Genomic DNA, 20,560 nt, shown 5'->3' on the forward strand with positions numbered 1-20,560 from the left:
GGGGACGCTGCCCCCGCGGGTCGTCAGTCCTGCAGCGCGCCGGTCTCCCGGATGAGCTGGCCCAGCGCGGTGAACGCGTCGCGGGCCAGCGCCTCCCACAGGGCCAGGGCCAGCTGGGGGAAGCCCTCCTGGAGCGCGACCATCACCTGGGCGGTGAGGACTCGCGTCGTCACCGGCCCGCGCGCGCGGACGGTGGAGGGCTGGCGGCCGGGCTGGCCGAGGGCCATCTCGCCGAACGTCATCCCCGGGGTGAGCAGGGTGCGGCGCACGCGGCGGCTGCCCGTGCCCTGACCCGAGAGCTCCACGGTGCCGGAGACGATCACGTAGATGCCGCCGAACGGCTGGCCGGCGCGGCGGATGATCTGGCCGTCCGAGTAGACCCGCTCGTCCATCATGGACTCGAGCAGGCGCGCGTCGTCTGCGGAGAGGTGCTGCAGCAGGGGTGCCACGGCCGCCTCCTGGGCGTCCCGCGGCAGCAGGTGGGGGGCGTGGCGGGAGAGCAGCCGCTGCTCGGCCCACTGGGCGGCCCGCGAGCGGGAGTCGAAGAACACGAACTGTGCGCCCTCGGCGGCGGGATCCACCCCCTCGGCCTCATCCTGCAGCGGCTCGGGCAGGTCCACCTCCACGGACTCCTCGACGGCCGCCATCAGCTCCTTCATCTCCGCGGCGTCCCTGTCCACGACGACGACGTCGAGCCCGTTGCCCAGCGCGCGGGCGAACCACTGGGCCACCAGCAGCCGGGCCGGACGGGAGATGGAGCTGACCGAGCGCATGTCCACCACGAGCGTCTCGAGGACCTCGGGCAGACCACGGCTGACGCGGGCGATCGCGTCCACCTGGCTGAAGCCGAGGTGACCGCCCAGCTCCATGACGTGCACGGTGTCCGCGAACCGCCCGAGCGCCTCGAGGACGACGGCGCTGCGCACCGTGCCCGAAGGCGCCTGATCGATCCGGTAGTGGGTGCGCAGGGCCGCCCGCGGGGAGCCGGTGACCACCGACGGGTGCAGCTCGAAGTCCTCGACGAGGGTCCGCAGGGCGGCCATCGCCGCGGCGCCGAGCCCGTTCTCGTCCGTCGTGTCCGACTGCAGCGCCAGACCGAGGTGGCCCGGCACCACCACGAGCACCGTGCCGCCGCGCGTCGACGCCCAGCCGGGCTGGCCGACGTCGTATGCCCACCGGGAGTCCCGGGTGTCCATGCCGCAGGAGTCCATCACGGAGAGCACACCGCGGACCGTCTCCTCGCTCAGCACCCGGTCCCCGGTGACGGGGTGGACACCGCCGTGCGCGAGGGTGCCGGCGAGCAGGGCGAGGTCCTCCACGGTCACGGCGGCGGCACGCACCGTGGCGATGTCCTCGAGCAGCGTCTCGGGGTCGGCGTCCAGGGTGTCGAGGGACTTCATCAGCCACGCAGCCGACCGGGTGTGATGCTGGGCGCGGTTCTCCGCACGCGCGGCCGACTCCGTGACGGTGACCTCGCGGTCGAACAGTGCGGAGAGCAGCTGCATCATGCGCGCGGTGCGGTCGCGGCCACCGCGGCCCTTCACCAGGGAGGCCGTGGCCACCGCGCCCGCGTTCTGGAGCGGGTTGTGCGGCAGGCCCGTGACGGCGTCCACCTCGACCCGGTGGTCCATGTCCCGCACGGGGGCGGCGCCCACGCGCTCGCCCACCCGCACCGCGCCGAGGTCCTCGAGGGCCTGCGCGTGGAACAGGGGAGAGGCGAGCGTGGCGAGCGGCACGGGCGTCATGGATCCGGAGACGTAGCGGTGCCCGTCCACCATGAGCATCGCGACGCCCAGCCCGTCCGGGACCTCCCCCTCACCCGCGTGGGCCGACGTGAGGCGATCGAGGTGCTCCTGGACGGGTGTGGTCATGGGTCACAGCCTAGTCAGTGGGGCGGCCCCGGGACAGCGCGACGGAGGCGGGCACAATGGGTCCCGATGCCCACCCCCGTCGATCCCGTCTCCGTCCCCGCCTGCCTCTCCGCCGCTCTGGGCCGCCTCAGCACCGGCCTGACGTTCGCCGCCGCCCTGCCCGAGCTCGAAGACGCACTGGACGCGCGCGGGGCGGCCGTCGTCGAGGCGCCCCCGGGCACGGGCAAGACCACCGTGGTCCCGCCCGCGCTCGCGGTCCGGCTCGCGGACCACGGCGGCGGGCGCGTCCTGGTCACGCAGCCGCGGCGGGTCGCGGTGCGCGCGGCCTGGCGGCGGCTGCGCACGGCGGTGCTGGCCGCCGCGGCCGACGTGCTGCCCGGCGCCGACCCCGACGCGCAGGCTCGGCTCGCGGACGCCGCCGTCGGGTACGCCGTGCGCGGCGACGCGGTGGGCGGCGGGGCCTCGGCCGTCGAGTTCGTGACCCCGGGCCTGCTGCTGCGCCGCCTCCTCGCCGACCCCGGGCTCGATGGCGTGGACGCGGTGGTCCTGGACGAGGTCCACGAGCGGGATCTGGACACGGACGTGCTCTTCGCCCTCCTCGCCGACCTGCGGCAGCTGCGCCCCGAACTCGTGCTCGTGGCCATGTCCGCGACCGTGGACGCGGCGGCCCTGGCCGCCCGCTGGGCCCGCGGCATGGGGGAGGAGGCGCCCCTGCCCGTGGTCTCCACCCCGGCCGTGCTGCACCCGCTGCGCGAGGAGCACGCCCCGTTCCGCGGCCACCGCCTCACCGCCGAGGGCCGCGTGGACCGGGCCTTCTTCGACCACGTCGCGGCCACGGCCGCGCGCGCCCACGCCGAGGCGCTCGACGCCGACCCGACCGTGGACGCCCTCGTCTTCCTGCCCGGCGTGGCCGAGGTCGAGGCCGTCGCGGGGCGCGTCGCCGCGCTCGCCCCGGACACCGAGGTCCGCGTCCTGCACGGCCGCCAGGAACCCGCCGACCAGGACGCCGCGCTCGCGGGCCGCGCCGACCCCGCCGTGCCGCGCGTCGTCGTCGCGACGGCGGTCGCCGAGTCCTCGCTGACCGTGCCGGGGGTGCGCCTCGTCGTCGACTCGGGCCTGGCCCGCGAGCCGCGCCGGGACCGGGGGCGGGGCATGGCCGGGCTCGTCACCGTCCAGGCCTCGCGCGCGGCCGCCGGCCAGCGCGCGGGCCGCGCCGCCCGCCTCGGCCCCGGCACCGTGGTCCGCTGCCACACCGCTGCAGCCCTGGGCACCGCGCCCGCAGCCCCGACGCCGGCCCTCGCCGTCGTCGACCTCGCGCCGGTGGCCCTGGCGTTCACGGCGTGGGGCGCCCCGGGCGGCCGCGGGCTGACCCTGCCCGAGGATCCGCCGGCCGACGCGATGGCCGCCGCCGAGCGCACGCTCGCCTCCCTCGACGCGGTGGACGCGGACGGGCGCATCACCCCGCACGGCGCCGTCCTGGCCGAGCTGCCCCTGGACCCGCCGCTCGGCCACGCCCTCCTGCGCGCGGCACTGTGGACGGGGCCCCGCCCCGCGGCCGAGGCGACGGCGGCCCTCGCCCTGGACCTGCGCGCCCCCGGGGCCGACCTCGAGGCGCTGGTCGCGTCCGTGCGGGACGGCCGGCACCCGGAGGCAGGGCGCTGGCGTCGGGAGGCGGACCGACTGGAACGACTCGCCCGTCGGCACGCGCACCACTCCCTGGAGACGAGAGCGCCGGGAGAGCCCGGGCCCGAGGCGACGGCGGCCGCGCGCCGGCACCCCGCCGGCCTCGTGTCCGCCCTGGCCTTCCCCGCGTGGATCGCCCGACGCGCGGGGGAGGCGGGCGCGTACCTGCTCGCCTCCGGCACCCGCGCGGCCCTGCCCCGCGACGCCGCCGGCGGCGGCCTGGCGGGGCAGGAGTGGCTGGCCGTGGCCGAGGTCGCCCGTGTGGCCGGGGACGCGGCCGGCACGGGTGCCGCGATCCGCGCGACCGCGCCGATCGACCGGACGCTCGCCGAGCTCGCCGGCGCGGGCCTGCGGCGCACCGAGGACACCGCCGACTGGCGCGGGGACCGGCTCACCGGCCGCCGCGTGGACCGGCTGGGCGCGCTCGTGCTGGCGGAGACGCCGGCCCCCGTCGCCCCCGACGCCGCCGCGCAGGCCGTGCGCGCCGCACTCGCCGCCGACGGCCTCGCCCGGTTCGACCCGAGCGGTCGGACCGAACGCCTGCGCCGCCGGGTGCACCTGCTCCACCGCGTCCTCGGCGCCCCGTGGCCGGACCTCTCGGACGCGGCGCTGCCCGGCCTGGACGCGCTGGTCGACGGGCTTGCGGCCGACCTGGCCGCGGGGCGGTCCCTCGCACGCCTGGACGCCGAGGCGCTGCTGCGCGGCGCCCTGCCCTGGCCGGAGGCGGGCCGGCTGGACGAGCTCGCCCCCGAGCGCCTGCCCGTGCCGAGCGGGCGCGCCGTCGTCGTGGACTATCCGGCCGTCCACGAGGACACCCCGCCCGTGGTCGCCGCCAAGCTGCAGGAGTTCTTCGGGGCGCGTGTCACCCCCGCTGTCGCGGACGGTCGTGAGCCGGTGGTCCTGCACCTGCTCTCCCCGGCAGGTCGCCCGCTCGCCGTGACCGCCGACCTGCCCTCCTTCTGGGCCGGCCCCTACGCGCAGGTCCGCGCTGAGAACCGGGGGCGCTACCCCAAGCACCCGTGGCCCGAGGATCTCGCCGCCGCGGAGCCGACCGCCCGGACGAACCGCCGCGCCCGCTGAGAAAGGGGTCCGCGAAACGTGCAGGAATCGCTGTGATGCGTGATGATGGCCGTCACATCCGACTCGCATCGATTGAGGTTCCACTTGTGAGACACGACACGCGGGCACGTCAACGGCGCCGGGCCACGCTGGCCGGCGCCGTCGCCGCGGGCGCGCTGATCCTGGCCGGGTGTGCTCCGGCCGAGCAGACGCCCACCCTGACCTGGTACACCAACCCCGACGACGGCGGGCAGGCGAAGATCGCCGCCCAGTGCACCGACGCCGCGAACGGCCGGTACAGAGTCGAGACGTCCATGCTTCCGACGGACGCCGCCTCCCAGCGCGAGCAGCTGACCCGCCGCCTCGCCGCGGGCGACACGTCGATGGACATCATGTCCCTCGACCCGCCGTTCGTCCCCGAGCTCGCCGAGCCCGGCTTCCTGGCCCCCGTGCCGGAGGAGATGCAGGCGTACGCGAAGGACAACGCCCTGGAGGGCGCGCTCGCGGCCGCCAGCTGGAAGGACGAGCTCGTCACGGTCCCGTTCTGGGCCAACACGCAGCTGCTCTGGTACCGCAAGTCGGTCGCCGAGGCAGCGGGGCTGGACATGTCCCAGCCCGTCACGTGGGACCAGCTGATCGAGGCCGCCCGCAGCCAGGACAAGGACCTGGCCGTCCAGGGCGCCCGTGCCGAGTCCATGACCGTGTGGCTCAACGCGCTCATCGAGGGCGGCGGGGAGCAGATCGTCCCCAACGCCGAGGCGCCCACGGACGAGGTCACCACGAACCTCGACTCCGAGGCCGGCCGCACCGCCGCCCGGATCATCTCCACGATCGGCAAGGAGGGCCTCGGCAGCGCCGGCCTGCCGACCCAGGACGAGAACGCCTCCATGCTGCTCTTCCAGGGCAAGAACGGCTCGTTCATGGTCAACTGGCCGTTCGTCTGGCCGGCCACCCTCGGCTCCGTGGAGGAGGGCTCGCTGCCGGAGGACCTGCCCGAGGACATCGGCTGGGCCGTCTACCCCCGCACCGTCGAGGGCAAGGACGCCGCGCCGCCCGTGGGCGGCATCAACCTGGGGGTGGGCGCGAAGTCCGAGCACCAGGACCTCGCCTGGGACGCGATCTCCTGCATCACCACCACCGAGCACCAGAGCCAGTACTTCGTCGAGAACGGCAACCCGCCCGCCGACCCGGCGGCCTACGACGCCCCCGAGGTCGCCGAGAAGTACCCCATGGCGGACACCATCCGGGAGTCCCTCGATCTCGGCGCCCCGCGTCCGCAGACCCCGTACTACAACGAGGTCTCCACCGCGATCCAGCAGCGCTACGCGCCGCCGTCGGGCGTCACCGAGTCCACCCCGGCCGAGACCGACGACTTCATCCAGGAAGTCCTGAGAGGGGAGCGTCTGCTGTGAGCCACGTCGACACCGCACCCGCCGCATCCACCCCGCGCGCCGCCGAGGGGCGCCGCCCCCGCCGGGTGAAGTCCCAGCGCGCGAAGTCCGAGGCGCGTCTCGGCTGGCTCCTGGCCGGCCCCGCGTTCTTCGTGATGCTGTTCGTGGTCCTGTACCCGATCCTGCAGGCCCTCTACGACTCGCTGTTCAAGTACCGGCTCACCGCGCCGGGCGACCGCGAGTTCGTGGGCCTGGGCAACTACGGCGTGATCCTCACGGACCCCGTGTTCTGGAAGGGCCTCGGGGTGACCTTGCTGATCACCGTGGTGACCGTGGTGGTCGAGCTCATCCTCGGCTTCCTGCTGGCCCTGGCCATGCACCACGCCATCAAGCAGACCCGCGGCCTGATCCGCACGATCATCCTGGTGCCGTACGGCATCATCACCGTGGTCTCCGCGTTCGCGTGGTTCTACATGTTCTCGATCGACTCGGGCTACATCAACGCCTGGTTCGAGTGGCTGCCGGGCGTCGACGCGGACCTGAACTGGTTCGCGCAGGGCAGCACCGCGCTGTTCGTGATCATGCTCTCCGAGATCTGGAAGACCACCCCGTTCATCTCCCTGCTCCTGCTGGCCGGCCTGGCCCAGGTGCCGGGCGACCTCACCGAGGCCGCCTCCGTCGACGGCGCCTCGTGGTGGCAGCGGATGAAGCTGGTCATCCTGCCGAACATGAAGGCCTCGATCATGGTGGCCGTCCTGTTCCGCGCGATGGACGCGTTCCGCATCTTCGACTCCATCTACATCATGACCAACGGCGCCTACGGCACCGAGGTCCTCTCGCTGCTGGCCTACCGCACGTCCATCGGCCGGCTCGAGATCGGCATGGGTTCGGCGGTCTCCGTGATCCTGTTCCTGTGCGTGGCCCTCATGGCGGTCATCGCCGTCAAGGGCTTCAAGGTGGACCTGGCCGACCGAGGAGGTTCCAAGTGAGCACCGCCGCATCCGCTCCCGCCCCCGAGGGCCGCGCGCCTGAGGGCCGCGCGCCCCACCGTCGCGGCACCGGGAAGGCCACCGCACTGTGGTGGATCCTCACCGTCGTGATCGGCGTGTGGTGCCTCTTCCCGCTGTTCTCGATCTTCGCGACCAGCTTCAAGACGCCCGCCGACCTCGCCAACGGCAAGCTGCTGCCCACCCAGTGGTCCACGGTGAACTACGAGGAGATCTTCGTGGGCGGCTCGCGCGAGCTGTTCCTCACGGCGCTGCGCAACTCGATCGGCATCACCGTGATCGCCACGATCATCGCCGTCATCCTGGCCACGCTGTGCGCCTACGCGATCGCCCGCCTGGACTTCCCGGGCAAGCGGATCGTGCTCACGGTGTCCCTGATGGTCTCGATGTTCCCCGTCATCTCCCTGGTGACGCCGCTGTTCAACATGTGGCGCACCCTCGGGCTGTACGACACGTGGGTCGGCCTGATCATCCCCTACCTGTCCCTGACCCTGCCGATCTCCATCTGGACCCTGGCCGCGTTCTTCCGCCAGATCCCGTGGGAGCTCGACCAGGCCGCGCAGGTGGACGGCGCCACCCCGCTCGAGGCGTTCCGCAAGGTGATCGTCCCGCTGGCCGCCCCCGGCGTCTTCACGACGGCGATCATCGCCTTCTTCATCGCCTGGAACGACTTCGTGTTCGGCATCTCCCTGACCTCCACCGAGACCGCGCGCACCGTGCCCGCCGCCCTGGCCTTCTTCACCGGCGCCTCGCAGTTCGAGTCGCCGACCGGGGCCATCTCGGCGGCCGCGATCATCGTGACCATCCCGATCGTGATCCTGGTGCTGGCGTTCCAGCGTCAGATCGTGGCCGGCCTGACCAACGGCGCGGTGAAGGGCTGAGGCCCGCACACGAGACCTCCTGAAAGGACCCCCCGATGGCCTCCATCACCCTGAACCACATCGACAAGACCTACGACGACGGCTTCCACGCCATCAAGGACGTGAACCTGGAGATCGAGGACGGCGAGTTCGTCATCCTCGTGGGCCCCTCCGGCTCCGGCAAGTCCACGCTGCTGCGCATGATCGTGGGCCTCGAGGACATCACCGACGGCGAGATGCTGATCGACGGCCGCCGCGTGAACGAGGCGGCCCCCAAGGACCGCAACCTCGCGATGGTGTTCCAGAACTACGCGCTGTACCCGCACCTGACGGTGTACGAGAACATCGCCTTCCCGCTGCGGCTGATCAAGGACAACAAGCCCTCCGAGGAGGAGATCGACCGCAAGGTGCGCGACGCCGCCCGCGTGCTCGAGCTCGAGGACCACCTCGAGCGCAAGCCCGGCAACCTCTCCGGCGGCCAGCGTCAGCGTGTGGCCATGGGCCGGGCGATCGTGCGCGAGGCGGACGCGTTCCTCTTCGACGAGCCGCTGTCCAACCTGGACGCCAAGCTGCGCGGGCAGATGCGCGCGGAGATCTCGCAGCTGCAGCGCCGCCTGGCCACGACCTCCGTCTACGTGACGCACGACCAGACCGAGGCCATGACCCTGGGCGACCGGGTGGCCGTGCTCAAGAAGGGCGAGCTGCAGCAGGTGGCCAGCCCGCGCGAGCTCTACGAGCAGCCGCTCAACCTGTTCGTGGCCGGCTTCATCGGCTCGCCGTCGATGAACTTCCTGCCCGCCTCGCTGAAGCAGAAGGAGGGCGGCCACGTGCTGTCCTCGCCGATCGGTGACATCCCGGTGCCGCCCGAGAAGGCCCGCGCCGCCGAGGGGCGGGACATCGTGTTCCTCGGCCTGCGGCCGGAGTTCTTCGAGGACGCCGAGCTGGTGGAGGACAGCCGCCGCGACCGGGGCTCCACCTTCGACGCGACGCTCACGCACCTGGAGTGGCTGGGCCACGAGCAGTACGGCTACATCGAGTTCGAGCCGGACCCGGCCGTGGCCGAGATGCTCTCCGCGCTGGCCAAGGACCTGGATGCGGATGAGCTGCGCCCCGTCGTCGTGGCCACCCTCTCCGGCGAGTCCCGCGCCCGGCCGGGCACGCCGACCCGCCTGTGGGTGGACACCACGCGGGTGCACCTGTTCGACCCGACGACCGGTGAGAACCTCACCCGCGACCCGGAGGTCGGCGCCGAGCTGACCCGCCGGGCCGGCGAGGAGCGCCGCCGCCAGATCGAGATGGCGGCCGAGCGTGACGCCGCCGAGCACGAGGCGGACGCGCCGCGCCGCTGAGCCGGCGCCGCGGGACGCCGGGGGCGGGTCAGTATCCGCCCTCGGCGTCCACCAGGCCCTCCAGCTCCGTCCCGGCCGCGCGGGCCCGCAGGTTCCGCTCGACCCGCGCGTGGAGCAGCGGGACGCACATCTCCGGGGTGTCCGCCGTGTGCGGCGTGATGAGGGCGCGCTCCTCGGTCCAGAGCGGGTGGCCGTCCGGGAGGGGCTCGGGGTCGGTGACGTCCGTGCCGTAGCCGTGCAGCCGGCCCGCCGCGAGGGTCTGGACGACGGCGTCCGTGTCCACCAGCGCCCCGCGGGCGACGTTCACGAGCACGGCGTCCTCGTCCAGGAGGGCGAGGCGGTCGGCGTCGAACATGCCGCGGGTCTCCTCGGTGGCCGCCGCGGCGATCATCACGACCTGCGCGCCGGGCAGGACCTCGTCGAGGCGGTCGGTCGTGACGGTGCAGTCCGCGCCGGGCACGTCGCCCGCGCGTCGGCGGACCGCGGTGACGTGCACGTCCCAGGTCTTGAGCAGGCGGATGTACTCCTGTGCGATCCCGCCGCCGCCCACGACCACGGCGTTCAGGCCGTTCAGGGTGCGGCCGGAGGAGGGGCCCCACGTGGTGGCGCGGACGCGCGCGGGCAGGTCCCGCAGCAGGGCCAGGGTGAGCAGCAGCGCGTGCTCGGCCACCGGCGGCGCGTACGTGCCCTTGGCGGACGTCCACACGATGTCCGGGCGGCTGCGCACGAGGGGGACGAACGGCTCGATCCCGGCGAACGGGAGCTGCACCCAGCTCACGTGGGGGTGGGCGGCCAGGGCCGCGGCGAGCGTGTCGACCGGGATCGGGCGGACCATCAGCAGGGCCGTGGCGGAGGTGTCGCCCTCGGCCACGGCGGCGCCGCCGACGTCGGCCACGGCCTGCTCGGCCAGCCGACGGGCGTGGGCGTAGGGGGTGCCGGCGACGTCCTGCGCCGCGGGGAGGACGAGCAGGCGCTCGGGGACGTCGTCGGGTCGGGTGCGGGGGAGAGCGGAAGTGGTGGGCATGGTGCCCACCGTCCCACATCCTCCGGGCCCGCTTCAGCCGGCGACGGCGTCCCGGTGCGCGGCGGACAGCCGCAGGTAGGTGGCCGCGTTCTTCTTGAGGCCCTCCCGCTCCTCGTCCGTGAGGGGGCGGCGGACCTTCGCGGGGACGCCCGCCACGAGCGAGCCGGCCGGGACCTGCGTCCCCTCGAGCACCAGGGCGCCGGCGGCCACGAGCGAACCGGCGCCGATGACCGCGCCGTTCATCACCGTGGCGGACATGCCGATCAGGCAGTCGTCCTCCACGGTGGCCCCGTGCACCACGGCGGAGTGGCCCACGGAGACACCGGCGCCCAGGGTGCACGGGAAGCCCTCGTCCGCGTGCAGCACCACGTTGTCCTGCAGGTTGGTGCCCGCCCCGACGCGGATGGGGGCGGAGTCACCGCGGGCGGAGACGCCGTAGAAGGCCGAGGAGCGCTCGGCCATCTCGACGTCGCCGGTGATCGCGGCGGTCGGGGCGAGGAAGACGGACTCGTGGATGCGCGGGGTGGCACCCGCGACGGTGATGATGTGGGCCATGCCACCAGCCTAGGCGGGCAGGACGACGGCGCCGCGTGGCGCCGTCGTCCCGGGCTCAGCTGAAGACGACGGTCCGCCGGCCGTCCGCGAGGACGCGGTGCTGGGCGTGCCAGCGCACGGCCTGCGCGAGCGTGGAGCCCTCGACGTCGCGGCCGCGGGCCACGAAGTCGGCGGCGGTCTGGGCGTGGGTCACCGGCTGCACGGACTGCGCGATGATCGGGCCCTCGTCCAGGTCGGCGGTCACGTAGTGGGCGGTGGCGCCGATGAGCTTCACGCCGCGTTCGTGCGCCTGGTGGTAGGGGCGGGCGCCCTTGAAGGAGGGCAGGAACGAGTGGTGGATGTTGATGGCCATCCCGGCCAGGTCCCGGCACAGCTCGTCCGAGAGGATCTGCATGTAGCGGGCCAGGACCACCAGCTCGATGTCGAACTGGGCGATCAGATCGCGCAGCCGGTCCTCCGCGGCCTCCTTGGAGTCCCGGCTCGAGGGGTCCTTCGAGACGGGCACGTGGATGAAGGGCACGCCGTAGAAGGAGGCGAGCGGCTGCAGGTCCAGGTGGTTCGAGACCACCACGGGGATCTCGATGGGCAGGGTGCCGGCGCGCTGCTGGAAGAGCAGGTCGTTGAGGGTGTGCCCGTCCTTGGAGCACATCACGAGGGTGCGCATGCGCTGCGCCGCGTCCCACAGGCCCATGCGCATGCCGAACTCCTCGCGCACCGGCGCGAGCGCCTGCTCGATGTCCTCCCGCGTGGCCGGGGTCACGAACTCCACGCGCATGAAGAAGTCGCCGGTGTCCGGGGAGCCGTACTGCTGCGACTCGGTGATGTCCGCCTCCACGCCCAGCAGGGCGCCCGTCACGGCGTGCACGATGCCCTTGCGGTTCGTGCAGGCCAGCGTGAGCACGTGGGCGTGCTCCGCGCCGGAGGCGGGGGAGGGGCTGGGTGAGAGGGCTGCCGTGTCCATGGCGTCGATGGTAGGCGGTGCCGGCCGCGCGGAACCGCGGGATGACGGGGCTGATCCCTGGTCGGGGGGCCGGGCCCCGTGTCATTCTCAAGACCAGGTTCCCCGCCGCGCGGCGGCGCGGGAAGCACGACGCGGCGCCCGGCCCGGCCGGTCGCCCCAGACGACCGAGGAGCACCCCCATGCCACAGTCCACCCTCTACTGGATCATCGCGGCGATCATCGTCGTGCTGCTGATCCTGATCATCCTCTCGGTGATCGCCTCCCGCCGTCGTCGCGAGGCCGAGGCCGAGGCCGCCGAGACCCGGCTCGAGCGTCGGGGTGTCACCGCGGACACCGCGGGTGAGCAGGCGGCCGCCCCCGCGGCCCCGACCCGCCTCTCCCGCCTGGACGAGGTGGTGGCAGAGAAGGACGCGCGCCCCGCAGCCGCGGTGAAGCCCGCCGGGGGTATGGCTGCGTTCGACACCGCCGCGGCGGACCGCGAGACCGACGAGTCCGTCGCCGGCGTGGCCGGCGGGGCGGGGGTGACCGTGGACCAGCACGACGCCCCGAGCACCGAGGCCGCCGCTGAGACCCACCGTCGCGATGCCGCGGTTCCGGCCACCCGGGGCACTCTGCGCCCCGCCGCGGCGGCGCCGAGCACGGCGCGCGAGACGGACACCGTGGGCCTGGGCGCGGCCGGTGTGGCCGGCGGCTCCGGCGTCACCCTGGACGAGCAGACGCCCGCGGCCGACGTCCCGGCGACCCCGGCCTCCCCGTCTCCGGTGACCGAGACCCCCGCCCCGGCGGCACCGGCCGCCGAGGCTCCGCAGCACAGAAGCCACCTCACCCCGGCTCCCGAGCACGTGCACGGGACCGTCCCCGCCGCCGAGGTCGCCACCGAGCACACCCCCACCAAGGAGTTCGCCACGGACGCGATCCCCGTCCCTCAGGGCGAGCACCTCGAGACGCACACGGTCGCCACCACCGCGCACGGCTCGGTCACCGTCGTGGCCACCGAGTCGTACCAGGCCCAGCAGAACGGCGCCGACGGGGCGGAGCGCTCGGCCGCCGGGTCCCTGCGCATCGACGGCACGCCCGGGGTGCCCGGTCGCGTGGCGGAGGCGGACCGCGAGCCGGCGCGCACCGATGACCACGGCGCGGACGTCGCGCAGCCGGCGGCGGTCGAGCCCGCGGCTGAGCGCCCGTCCCTCGAGGCCGCGGCCGAGCGCCCGTCCCTCGAGGCCACCCCGGCCACCCGACGGGCCGAGGCCCCGGAGACCCACGCCGGCACCACGCCGGCCACGCCCCTGGGCGGCGCCCCGGAGCTGGATCCGACCGCGGCCTCGTCCGGCCGTGCGGAGGACGCCACTCCGGCGACCCGCCGCGAGGCCCGCGCCGCGCAGTCGGCGGCAGCCGCCGGGACCGGCGCGCCGACGTCGTCGACGCCCACGACCGTGGCCCCGGACACCTCCACCTCCTCCGCCCCCACGGATGAGGAGCCCGCCGAGGACGACACCGAGGGCGCCGCCCTCCCGGACCTGCGGGCGGACCGCGACGAGACCCGAGCCTCGGACGCCGAGGGTGAGTCGAAGCTGGCCCAGGTCGGCGCCGTGGCGGCCTCCGCGTTCGAGACCGTGCGTGACAAGGTCGCCGTCCCGCTGCGGGACAACGTGGCCGTGCCCGCCAAGGACACGGTCGTGAAGGTGGTCAAGGACAAGCTGTCCCAGGCGCAGGAGCGCCGCTGGGGCAAGCGTTGACCGGCACAACCGCCCCACGACGACGGCGGCCGCCCCCTCGTGTGAGGGAGCGGCCGCCGCGCGTTCAGCGGAGCCCGCGCGGGCGCCCGCCGGGGGAAGGAGCCGTCAGATGCGGGCCTCGCCGCCGGCCTCGACGCCCGGGATGCCGTCGCCCTCGTGGCGCTTGACCTCGTCCTCGATGCGCTGGCCGATCGTGGCGTCCACGTTCTTCCAGTACTCGAAGGCGCGGGCCTGGACGTCCTGGCGGACGCCCTTCAGCGCGCCGGCCACGGTCTCCACGAAGTCCTCGCGCTCCTGGGCCGAGAAGACCTCGCGGACGAGGGTGCCGGCCTGACCGAAGTCGTCGTCGTCCGCGCGCAGGGCCTGGGCCTCGCGGGTCAGGGTGCCGTCGGCCTCCCAGCCGTCGTCCACCGGGCCGGTCTCGTCCGACCAGGAGTCGCCGTTGGAGTTCGGCGCGTAGGTGGAGCGGTCGCCGGTGTGGTCGTACCACATCTGGCCGTCGAAGGCGTAGTTGTGCACCGCGTTCTTGGGACGGTTCACCGGCAGCTGGTTCACGTGGGCGCCCACGCGGTACAGCTGGGCGTCGTGGTACGCGAAGGCGCGGCCCAGGAGCATGCGGTCCGGGGAGAGGCCGATGCCCGGCACGGTGTTGCTCGGGCTGAACGCGGCGGACTCGATCTGCGCGAAGTGGTTCTCCGGGTTGCGGTTCAGGGTCAGCGTGCCGACCTTGATGCGCGGGTAGTCCTTCTTGGAGATCGTCTTCGTCAGGTCGAAGGGGTTGAACCGGTAGGTCTTGCCCTCCTCGTAGGGGATCGCCTGGATGTAGAGGTCCCACTTGGGGTGGTCGCCCTTGGCGATGGACTCGAACAGGTCCTGGCGGTGGAAGTCGGCGTTCTCGCCGGCGATCTTGGTGGCCTCGTCGTTCGAGAGGCCGTGCACGCCCTGCTGGGAGATGAAGTGGTACTTCACCCAGTGCTTCTCGCCCTGGGCGTTGACCCACAGGTAGGTGTGGGAGCCGTAGCCGTTCATCTCACGCCAGGTGCGGGGCAGGCCGCGCGGGCCCATCAGGTAGGTCACCTGGTGCGCCGACTCGGGGTTGTTGGTCCAGAAGTCCCACTGCATGGTGGCATCGCGCAGGCCGGAGTCCGGCAGACGCTTCTGCGAGCGGATGAAGTGGGTGAACTTCATCGGGTCGCGCAGGAAGAAGATCGGGGTGTTGTTGCCGACGATGTCGTAGTTGCCCTCCTCGCTGTAGAAGCGCAGCGCGAAGCCGCGCACGTCGCGCCAGGTGTCCGGGGAGCCGAGCTCGCCGGCCACGGTGGAGAAGCGCAGGAGGGTCTCGGTCTTCGTGCCCGGCTGGAACACGAGGGCCTTGGTGTACTTCGACACGTCCTCGGTCACCTCGAACTCGCCGAAGGCGCCGGAGCCCTTGGCGTGCGGGCGGCGCTCCGGGATGTTCATGCGGTTGAAGTGCTGGTGGGTCTCCAGCAGGTGGGTGTCGTGCAGGACGATGGGCCCCTCGCTGCCCACGGTCAGGGACTGGCGGTCGCTGACGGCCGGGGCGCCGTTCTGGCGGGTGGAACCGGTCGCGTGCGGGGTCGTCTTCTGGTACTCCGTCATGGAACTCTCCTTCGTCGATCGACGTCGGCCGCGCACCGATCGGCGCGGTGGGCGGCGTCATCCCCGATCTTGGCATATTTCTGAATCAGTCAAAAGAACCGGGTGCCGGGGTCGGTCGCCGGGGCCGCGGGCCGCCGTCGCGCAGGACCGACGACGGCGCCCAGTCACTAGGATGGAGGGCACCGGAGCCTTCCGGCCGCACAGACCCCCGTTCGAAGGGAACCCCCGTGACGCAGACGCCCGACATCAACACCCAGCCCCTCGCCGAGGTGGACCCGGAGATCGCCGCGGCGCTCGCGGACGAGCTCGGCCGCCAGCGGGGCACGCTCGAGATGATCGCCTCGGAGAACTTCGTGCCGCGCGCCATCCTCGAGACGCAGGGCTCGGTGCTGACCAACAAGTACGCGGAGGGCTACCCGGGCCGCCGCTACTACGGCGGCTGCGAATTCGTGGACGTGGCCGAGAACCTGGCCATCCAGCGCGCCAAGGACCTGTTCGGCGCCGAGCACGCCAACGTCCAGCCGCACGCCGGCGCTCAGGCCAACGTGGCCGTGATGACCTCGCTGCTGGACCACGGGGACACGATGATGGGCCTGTCCCTGGCGCACGGCGGCCACCTGACGCACGGCATGAAGCTGAACTTCTCCGGCAAGAACTACAGCATCGCCGCGTACGAGGTGGAGCCGGACACCCACCGCATCGACATGGACAAGGTGCGCGAGAAGGCCCTCGAGGCCCGGCCGAAGGTGATCGTGGCCGGCTGGTCCGCCTACCCCCGTCAGCTCGACTTCGCCGCCTTCCGCTCGATCGCGGACGAGGTCGGCGCCCGGCTCTGGGTGGACATGGCCCACTTCGCCGGCCTCGTGGCCGCCGGCCTGCACCCGAACCCGGTGCCGCACGCCGACGTCGTCTCCTCCACCGTGCACAAGACCCTCGCCGGCCCCCGTTCGGGCTTCATCCTCTCCACCGAGGAGCTGAAGAAGAAGATCGACTCCGCCGTGTTCCCGGGCCAGCAGGGCGGCCCGCTGATGCACGCGATCGCGGGCAAGGCCGTGGCCTTCAAGATCGCCGGCTCCGCGGACTTCAAGGAGAAGCAGGAGCGCACCCTGGCCGGCGCGCAGATCCTGGCCGAGCGCCTGACCGCCCCGGACATGGCCGAGCACGGCATCTCGGTGCTCACCGGCGGCACGGACGTGCACCTGGTCCTGGTGGACCTGCGCGAGTCTCAGCTGGACGGCAGGCAGGGCGAGGACATCCTGCACGAGGTCGGCATCACCGTGAACCGCAACTCGGTGCCGTGGGACCCGCGTCCGCCGATGACCACCTCCGGCCTGCGCATCGGCACCCCCGCGCTGGCCTCCCGCGGCTTCGGCGAGGCCGAGTTCCGCGAGGTGTCCGACGTCATCGCCGAGGCGCTGAAGCCGAGCCCGGACGTGGAGGCGCTGCGCGCCCGCGTCGTGAAGCTCACCGAGGACTTCCCGCTGTACGACGGCCTCGAGGGCTGGTGAGCCGCCGATGACCGCGAAGGTCCTGGACGGCAAGGCCACCGCCGCCGCGATCAAGGAGGAGCTGCGCGGCCGCGTGGCCGCCCTCGCCGAGCGCGGGCACACCCCCGGCCTCGGCACCCTGCTCGTGGGTGAGGACGCCGGCTCGCAGAAGTATGTGGCGGGCAAGCACCGCGACTGCGCCGAGGTGGGCATCGAGTCCATCCAGCGTGAGCTGCCCGCGGACGCGACGGAGGAGCAGATCCTCGACGTCGTGCGCGAGCTGAACGAGGACCCGGCCTGCACGGGCTACATCGTCCAGCTGCCGCTGCCGAAGCACGTGGACACCCAGAAGGTGCTCGAGGCCATCGACCCGGACAAGGACGCGGACGGCCTGCACCCCATGAACCTGGGGCGGCTCGTGGCCTCGGTCGGCGGCGAGCTGGACTCGCCGCTGCCGTGCACCCCGGCCGGCTGCGTCGAGCTGCTGCGCCACCACGGTGTGGGGCTGGCCGGCAAGCACGTGCTCGTGATCGGCCGCGGCGTGACCATCGGCCGGCCCGCCGGCCTCGTGTTCACCCGCCGCGAGGTCAACGCCACCGTGACCCTGGCCCACACCGGCACCACGAACCTCGACGAGCTGCTGGCGAGCGCCGACGTCGTGATCGCCGCCGCCGGCTCCGCCCACATGGTGAAGCCGGAGCAGGTCAAGGAGGGCGTGATCGTCCTGGACGTGGGCGTCTCCCGCGTGACCGGGGAGGACGGGACGTCGCGCGTCCTGGGCGACGTGGACCCGGCCGTGAAGGAGAAGGCGGCCTGGATGGCGCCGAACCCGGGCGGCGTCGGGCCGATGACCCGCGTCATGCTGCTGGCGAACGTCGTCGAGGCCGCCGAGCGTGCCGCCGACGGCGAGGACTGGGCCGGGGAGCGGGCCGGAGCCTGACCTCTCCCACTCCCGCGACCAACCCTGCGATATGGCCCCCATCCACCCCGGATGGGGGCCATATCGCAGGGTTCGTCGCCGAGGGGGCGGCGCGCGTCCGGGCGGGTGGTGCGCCTATGCTGTCGCCTTGTGAGTCACACCACTCTGCACGCGTCCCCCGGCGGCGCCTCCGTCATCCGTGCCCGTGGGCTGCGCAAGCAGTACGGCGAGTTCCACGCCGTGAAGGGCATCGACCTGGACGTGCGTCCCGGCGAGTGCTTCGGCCTGCTCGGCCCCAACGGCGCGGGCAAGTCCACCACCATGCGCATGCTCGCGGGCACCTCGCAGCGCACCGCGGGCGAGCTGACCATCCTGGGCATCGACCCGGAGGAGGACGGGCCGGCCGTCCGTGCGCGCCTGGGCGTGGTGCCGCAGCAGGACAACCTGGACGAGGAGCTCACCGCCCGGGAGAACATCCTGATCTACGGCCGCTACTTCGGCCTGCCCTACTCGTACCTGCGGCCCAAGGCCGAGGAGCTGCTGGCCTTCGCCCAGCTCACCGAGAAGGCGGACGCCAAGGTCACCGACCTCTCCGGCGGCATGAAGCGCCGGCTCGTGATCGCCCGCGCCCTGGTCAACGAGCCGGCCCTCTTCCTCCTCGACGAGCCCACCACGGGCCTGGACCCGCAGGCCCGCCACATCCTGTGGGACCGCCTCTACCGGCTCAAGGAACGCGGCACCACGCTGCTGCTGACCACGCACCACATGGACGAGGCGGAGCAGCTGTGCGACCGGCTCGTCGTCGTCGACGGCGGCGAGATCATGGCCGCCGGCACCCCCGCCGAGCTCATCCGCGAGCACGCCTCCCGTGAGGTCCTCGAGGCGCGCTTCGGCGCGGACCGCAACGAGGCCGCGGCCCGCACCGTCCAGGCCCACGCGGGTGACGGCGTCGTGCACCGCGTCGAGGTCCTCCCGGACCGCGTCCTCGTCTACGCCCGACGCGCGGACGACCTGCACGACGTCGTGCAGCGCCTCGTCGACGAGGGCGCCCTGCCCGCCCCCGCCACCACGCTGACCCGCCGGGCGAGCCTCGAGGACGTGTTCCTCATCCTCACCGGCCGCACCCTGGTGGACTGACCCGTGCCGTCCCCCATCACGACGACGGCCCCCGGCCCCGCCACGCCCGCCGAGCCGCTGCGCCCGCCGGTCACCGCGGCGGCGTCCGCGGAGCGTGTGAGGCGCCGCGGCGTCCTGCTCTACGCCGAACACCAGCTGCGGAACATGCGTCGCTACGGCGCGGTGCTGCTCGTCGGGGCGCTCGGCGAGCCCGTGCTCTACCTGCTGGCCATGGGCCTGGGCCTGGCCCAGCTCATGGGCGGGGGGATGCCGCAGGACGCCCTGGGCGGGGTCTCCTACGTCGCGTTCATCGCCCCGGCGCTGCTGGCCTCGGGCGCGCTGATGACCGCGTCCGTCGAGTTCTCCTACCCGGTGATGGGCGGGTTCCAGTGGCAGCGCACGTACTACGCGGCGCAGGCCACTCCGCTGTCTCCGGCGCAGATCGCCCTGGGCCACCTCGCGGCCGTGAGCCTGCGGTTCGTGTTCCAGGCCGCCGTGTTCCTGCTGGTGATGCTGGCGTTCGGCGTGGTCTCGAGCCCGTGGGCGTGGGTGCAGGTCCTCACCGCCACGCTCGGCGGGCTCGCCGTCGGCGCGCCGATCATGGCGTTCGCGGCCTCCCTGAAGGAGGACAAGGGCCAGTTCGCCACCCTGCAGCGGCTCGTGGTCATGCCCCTGTTCCTGTTCTCCGCCACCTTCTACCCGCTCGAGGCGCTGCCGGTGTGGCTGCGCTGGATCGGCTGGCTCTCCCCGCAGTGGCATGCCGCCCAGCTCGGCCGCGTGCTCTCCTACGGGATGGTCGAGCCGGCCTGGCTCACCGTGGTGCACGTGGCGTTCCTGCTGGCCCTCGCGCTCGGCGGGGCCTGGCTCGCGGTGCGGATCTACACGCGCCGCCTCGGCTGGGTCCGCGGCACCCCGGACCGCGACGCCGTCACGGCCGCCCGTCGCGACCGTGCCCCGCGCCTGGGCCGCCGTGCCCCGCGCCTGGGCCGCCGTGCCGCGCGCACCGGGGCCGCCCGCGCCGACGTCGCACCCGCCGCCGCGCAGGCGGACCCGGCTGCGCCGTCGTCGTCGGTGGTGCGGGAACACGCCGTCGCCGTGCCGCCCATGCCCGAGATCCCCGTGCGCCGCGGCCCGCTGGCCGGCGCGTACTCGGGCAACGTGCGCGCGGTGATGGAGCGGGCGTTCCTGTCCCTGAAGTCCAACAACTGGGTGGTGTTCTTCTCCGGGTTCTTCGAGCCCGTGCTCTACCTGGCCTCCCTGGGGCTGGGGCTCGGTGCGCTGGTCGGCGACGTGGCCGGCCCGGATGGCACCCCCGTCCCGTACGGCATGTACCTCGCCCCCGCACTGCTGGCGGTCTCGGCGATGAACGGCGCCATCTACGACTCCACGTGGAACGTGTTCTTCAAGCTGCGCTACGCGAAGACGTACCAGACCATGCTCTCCACGCGGTTGGGCCCGCTGGACGTGGCCCTCGGGGAGATCGCGATGGCGCTGCTGCGCGGGCTGATCTACGCGGTCGGCTTCCTGATCGTCATGACCGTGGCCGGGCTCGTCACCTCGTGGACGGCGCTGCTCATGATCCCCGGCGCCCTGCTCGTGGCGCTGGGCTTCGCCTCCCTCGGCATGGCGGTGACGAGCTGGATGAAGACGTTCCAGCACATGGACTGGGTCCAGATCGTGCTGATGCCCATGTTCCTGTTCTCGGCCACGTTCTTCCCGCTCGCGGTCTACCCGGAGCCGATCCAGTGGGTGATCCGCGTGTTCCCGCTGTGGCACGCGGTGGAGATGATGCGTGCGCTCGCGGTGGGGGCGCTGAGCTGGGCGACCGCCGGCCACGTTCTCTACTTCGTGGTGATGGCCGGCGTCGGGGTGTGGCTCGCCGCCCGCCGGCTCGGCGCGCTGTTCCTGCGCTGAGGCCCCCG

15 protein-coding genes are annotated in these 20,560 nt (G+C 73.4%); 10 read left to right on the top strand and 5 right to left on the bottom strand.

Annotation, left to right across the window (positions count from 1 at the left end; genetic code table 11):
* Nucleotides 1-23: 23 nt before the first annotated feature.
* Nucleotides 24-1,871 carry a glutaminase gene (locus DE149_RS03790; RefSeq protein WP_095695374.1) on the bottom strand — a complete coding sequence of 616 codons (1,848 nt, stop codon included), beginning with the start codon at nucleotides 1,869-1,871 and terminating at the stop codon, nucleotides 24-26.
* Nucleotides 1,872-1,937: 66 nt separating this feature from the next.
* On the opposite strand from DE149_RS03790, the gene DE149_RS03795 reads away from it, so the two are divergent.
* The 5 genes from DE149_RS03795 (at nucleotide 1,938) to DE149_RS03815 (ending at nucleotide 9,220) form a co-directional block, all read left to right on the top strand.
* On the top strand, nucleotides 1,938-4,634 hold the full coding sequence (locus DE149_RS03795; protein ID WP_095695375.1) for an ATP-dependent helicase C-terminal domain-containing protein: 2,697 nt from the start codon (nucleotides 1,938-1,940) through the stop codon (nucleotides 4,632-4,634).
* Between the two features lie 86 nt (nucleotides 4,635-4,720).
* The gene (locus tag DE149_RS03800) at nucleotides 4,721-6,025 is read left to right on the top strand and encodes an extracellular solute-binding protein (protein ID WP_102708609.1); all 1,305 of its coding nucleotides are present in this window, start codon (nucleotides 4,721-4,723) and stop codon (nucleotides 6,023-6,025) included.
* A complete protein-coding gene (locus tag DE149_RS03805) occupies nucleotides 6,022-6,993 on the top strand; it encodes a carbohydrate ABC transporter permease (protein ID WP_041102962.1) in 972 nt (323 codons plus the stop codon). The genes DE149_RS03800 and DE149_RS03805 overlap by 4 nt, the downstream gene beginning before the upstream one ends.
* The gene (locus DE149_RS03810; protein ID WP_080695955.1) at nucleotides 6,990-7,892 is read left to right on the top strand and encodes a carbohydrate ABC transporter permease; all 903 of its coding nucleotides are present in this window, start codon (nucleotides 6,990-6,992) and stop codon (nucleotides 7,890-7,892) included. The genes DE149_RS03805 and DE149_RS03810 overlap by 4 nt, the downstream gene beginning before the upstream one ends.
* Nucleotides 7,893-7,927: 35 nt before the next feature.
* The gene (locus tag DE149_RS03815; protein ID WP_041102958.1) at nucleotides 7,928-9,220 is read left to right on the top strand and encodes an ABC transporter ATP-binding protein; all 1,293 of its coding nucleotides are present in this window, start codon (nucleotides 7,928-7,930) and stop codon (nucleotides 9,218-9,220) included.
* A 28-nt stretch (nucleotides 9,221-9,248) separates the two neighbouring features.
* Here the strand turns inward: DE149_RS03815 and DE149_RS03820 are convergent, their stop codons facing one another.
* From DE149_RS03820 to purU, 3 genes are read right to left on the bottom strand one after another with little or no spacing between them, the layout of a single operon-like run.
* Nucleotides 9,249-10,244 (bottom strand): D-isomer specific 2-hydroxyacid dehydrogenase family protein, encoded by a 996-nt coding sequence (locus DE149_RS03820; protein WP_233490698.1) that lies wholly within the window; start codon nucleotides 10,242-10,244, stop codon nucleotides 9,249-9,251.
* A gap of 33 nt (nucleotides 10,245-10,277) precedes the next feature.
* Nucleotides 10,278-10,799: a gamma carbonic anhydrase family protein gene (locus DE149_RS03825; protein WP_036314590.1), complete on the bottom strand. Its 522-nt coding sequence runs from the start codon at nucleotides 10,797-10,799 to the stop codon at nucleotides 10,278-10,280.
* A gap of 55 nt (nucleotides 10,800-10,854) precedes the next feature.
* A complete protein-coding gene (purU, locus tag DE149_RS03830) occupies nucleotides 10,855-11,760 on the bottom strand; it encodes a formyltetrahydrofolate deformylase (RefSeq protein ID WP_041102954.1) in 906 nt (301 codons plus the stop codon).
* A gap of 179 nt (nucleotides 11,761-11,939) precedes the next feature.
* Here purU and DE149_RS03835 point away from each other — a divergent pair, with 179 nt between their 5' ends.
* Nucleotides 11,940-13,496 (top strand): hypothetical protein, encoded by a 1,557-nt coding sequence (locus DE149_RS03835; protein ID WP_041102950.1) that lies wholly within the window; start codon nucleotides 11,940-11,942, stop codon nucleotides 13,494-13,496.
* 105 nt (nucleotides 13,497-13,601) lie between these two features.
* Here DE149_RS03835 and DE149_RS03840 read toward each other — a convergent pair whose 3' ends face one another.
* Complete coding sequence (locus tag DE149_RS03840) at nucleotides 13,602-15,116, bottom strand: catalase (RefSeq protein ID WP_041102947.1); 1,515 nt, start codon at nucleotides 15,114-15,116, stop codon at nucleotides 13,602-13,604.
* Between the two features lie 227 nt (nucleotides 15,117-15,343).
* On the opposite strand from DE149_RS03840, the gene glyA reads away from it, so the two are divergent.
* From glyA to DE149_RS11935, 4 genes are all read left to right on the top strand, one after another.
* On the top strand, nucleotides 15,344-16,624 hold the full coding sequence (gene glyA, locus DE149_RS03845; RefSeq protein ID WP_010079361.1) for a serine hydroxymethyltransferase: 1,281 nt from the start codon (nucleotides 15,344-15,346) through the stop codon (nucleotides 16,622-16,624).
* A gap of 7 nt (nucleotides 16,625-16,631) precedes the next feature.
* A complete protein-coding gene (locus DE149_RS03850) occupies nucleotides 16,632-17,543 on the top strand; it encodes a bifunctional methylenetetrahydrofolate dehydrogenase/methenyltetrahydrofolate cyclohydrolase (RefSeq protein WP_036338210.1) in 912 nt (303 codons plus the stop codon).
* Between the two features lie 129 nt (nucleotides 17,544-17,672).
* A complete protein-coding gene (locus tag DE149_RS03855; RefSeq protein ID WP_060974382.1) occupies nucleotides 17,673-18,659 on the top strand; it encodes an ABC transporter ATP-binding protein in 987 nt (328 codons plus the stop codon).
* 3 nt (nucleotides 18,660-18,662) lie between these two features.
* Nucleotides 18,663-20,552 carry an ABC transporter permease gene (locus tag DE149_RS11935; RefSeq protein WP_113913974.1) on the top strand — a complete coding sequence of 630 codons (1,890 nt, stop codon included), beginning with the start codon at nucleotides 18,663-18,665 and terminating at the stop codon, nucleotides 20,550-20,552.
* Nucleotides 20,553-20,560 lie beyond the last annotated feature (8 nt).

Source organism: Micrococcus sp. KT16, from assembly GCF_003315015.1.
GTDB lineage: Bacteria > Actinomycetota > Actinomycetes > Actinomycetales > Micrococcaceae > Micrococcus > Micrococcus luteus.

Bases quoted from the DNA above. Each gene is read 5' to 3' on its own strand.
- DE149_RS03790 (WP_095695374.1), bottom strand. From the start codon at position 1,871: ATGACCACACCCGTCCAGGAGCACCTCGATCGCCTCACGTCGGCCCAC.
- DE149_RS03795 (WP_095695375.1), top strand. From the start codon at position 1,938: ATGCCCACCCCCGTCGATCCCGTCTCCGTCCCCGCCTGCCTCTCCGCC.
- DE149_RS03815 (WP_041102958.1), top strand. From the start codon at position 7,928: ATGGCCTCCATCACCCTGAACCACATCGACAAGACCTACGACGACGGC.
- DE149_RS03820 (WP_233490698.1), bottom strand. From the start codon at position 10,244: ATGCCCACCACTTCCGCTCTCCCCCGCACCCGACCCGACGACGTCCCC.
- DE149_RS03825 (WP_036314590.1), bottom strand. From the start codon at position 10,799: ATGGCCCACATCATCACCGTCGCGGGTGCCACCCCGCGCATCCACGAG.
- purU (WP_041102954.1), bottom strand. From the start codon at position 11,760: ATGGACACGGCAGCCCTCTCACCCAGCCCCTCCCCCGCCTCCGGCGCG.
- DE149_RS03835 (WP_041102950.1), top strand. From the start codon at position 11,940: ATGCCACAGTCCACCCTCTACTGGATCATCGCGGCGATCATCGTCGTG.
- DE149_RS03840 (WP_041102947.1), bottom strand. From the start codon at position 15,116: ATGACGGAGTACCAGAAGACGACCCCGCACGCGACCGGTTCCACCCGC.
- DE149_RS03850 (WP_036338210.1), top strand. From the start codon at position 16,632: ATGACCGCGAAGGTCCTGGACGGCAAGGCCACCGCCGCCGCGATCAAG.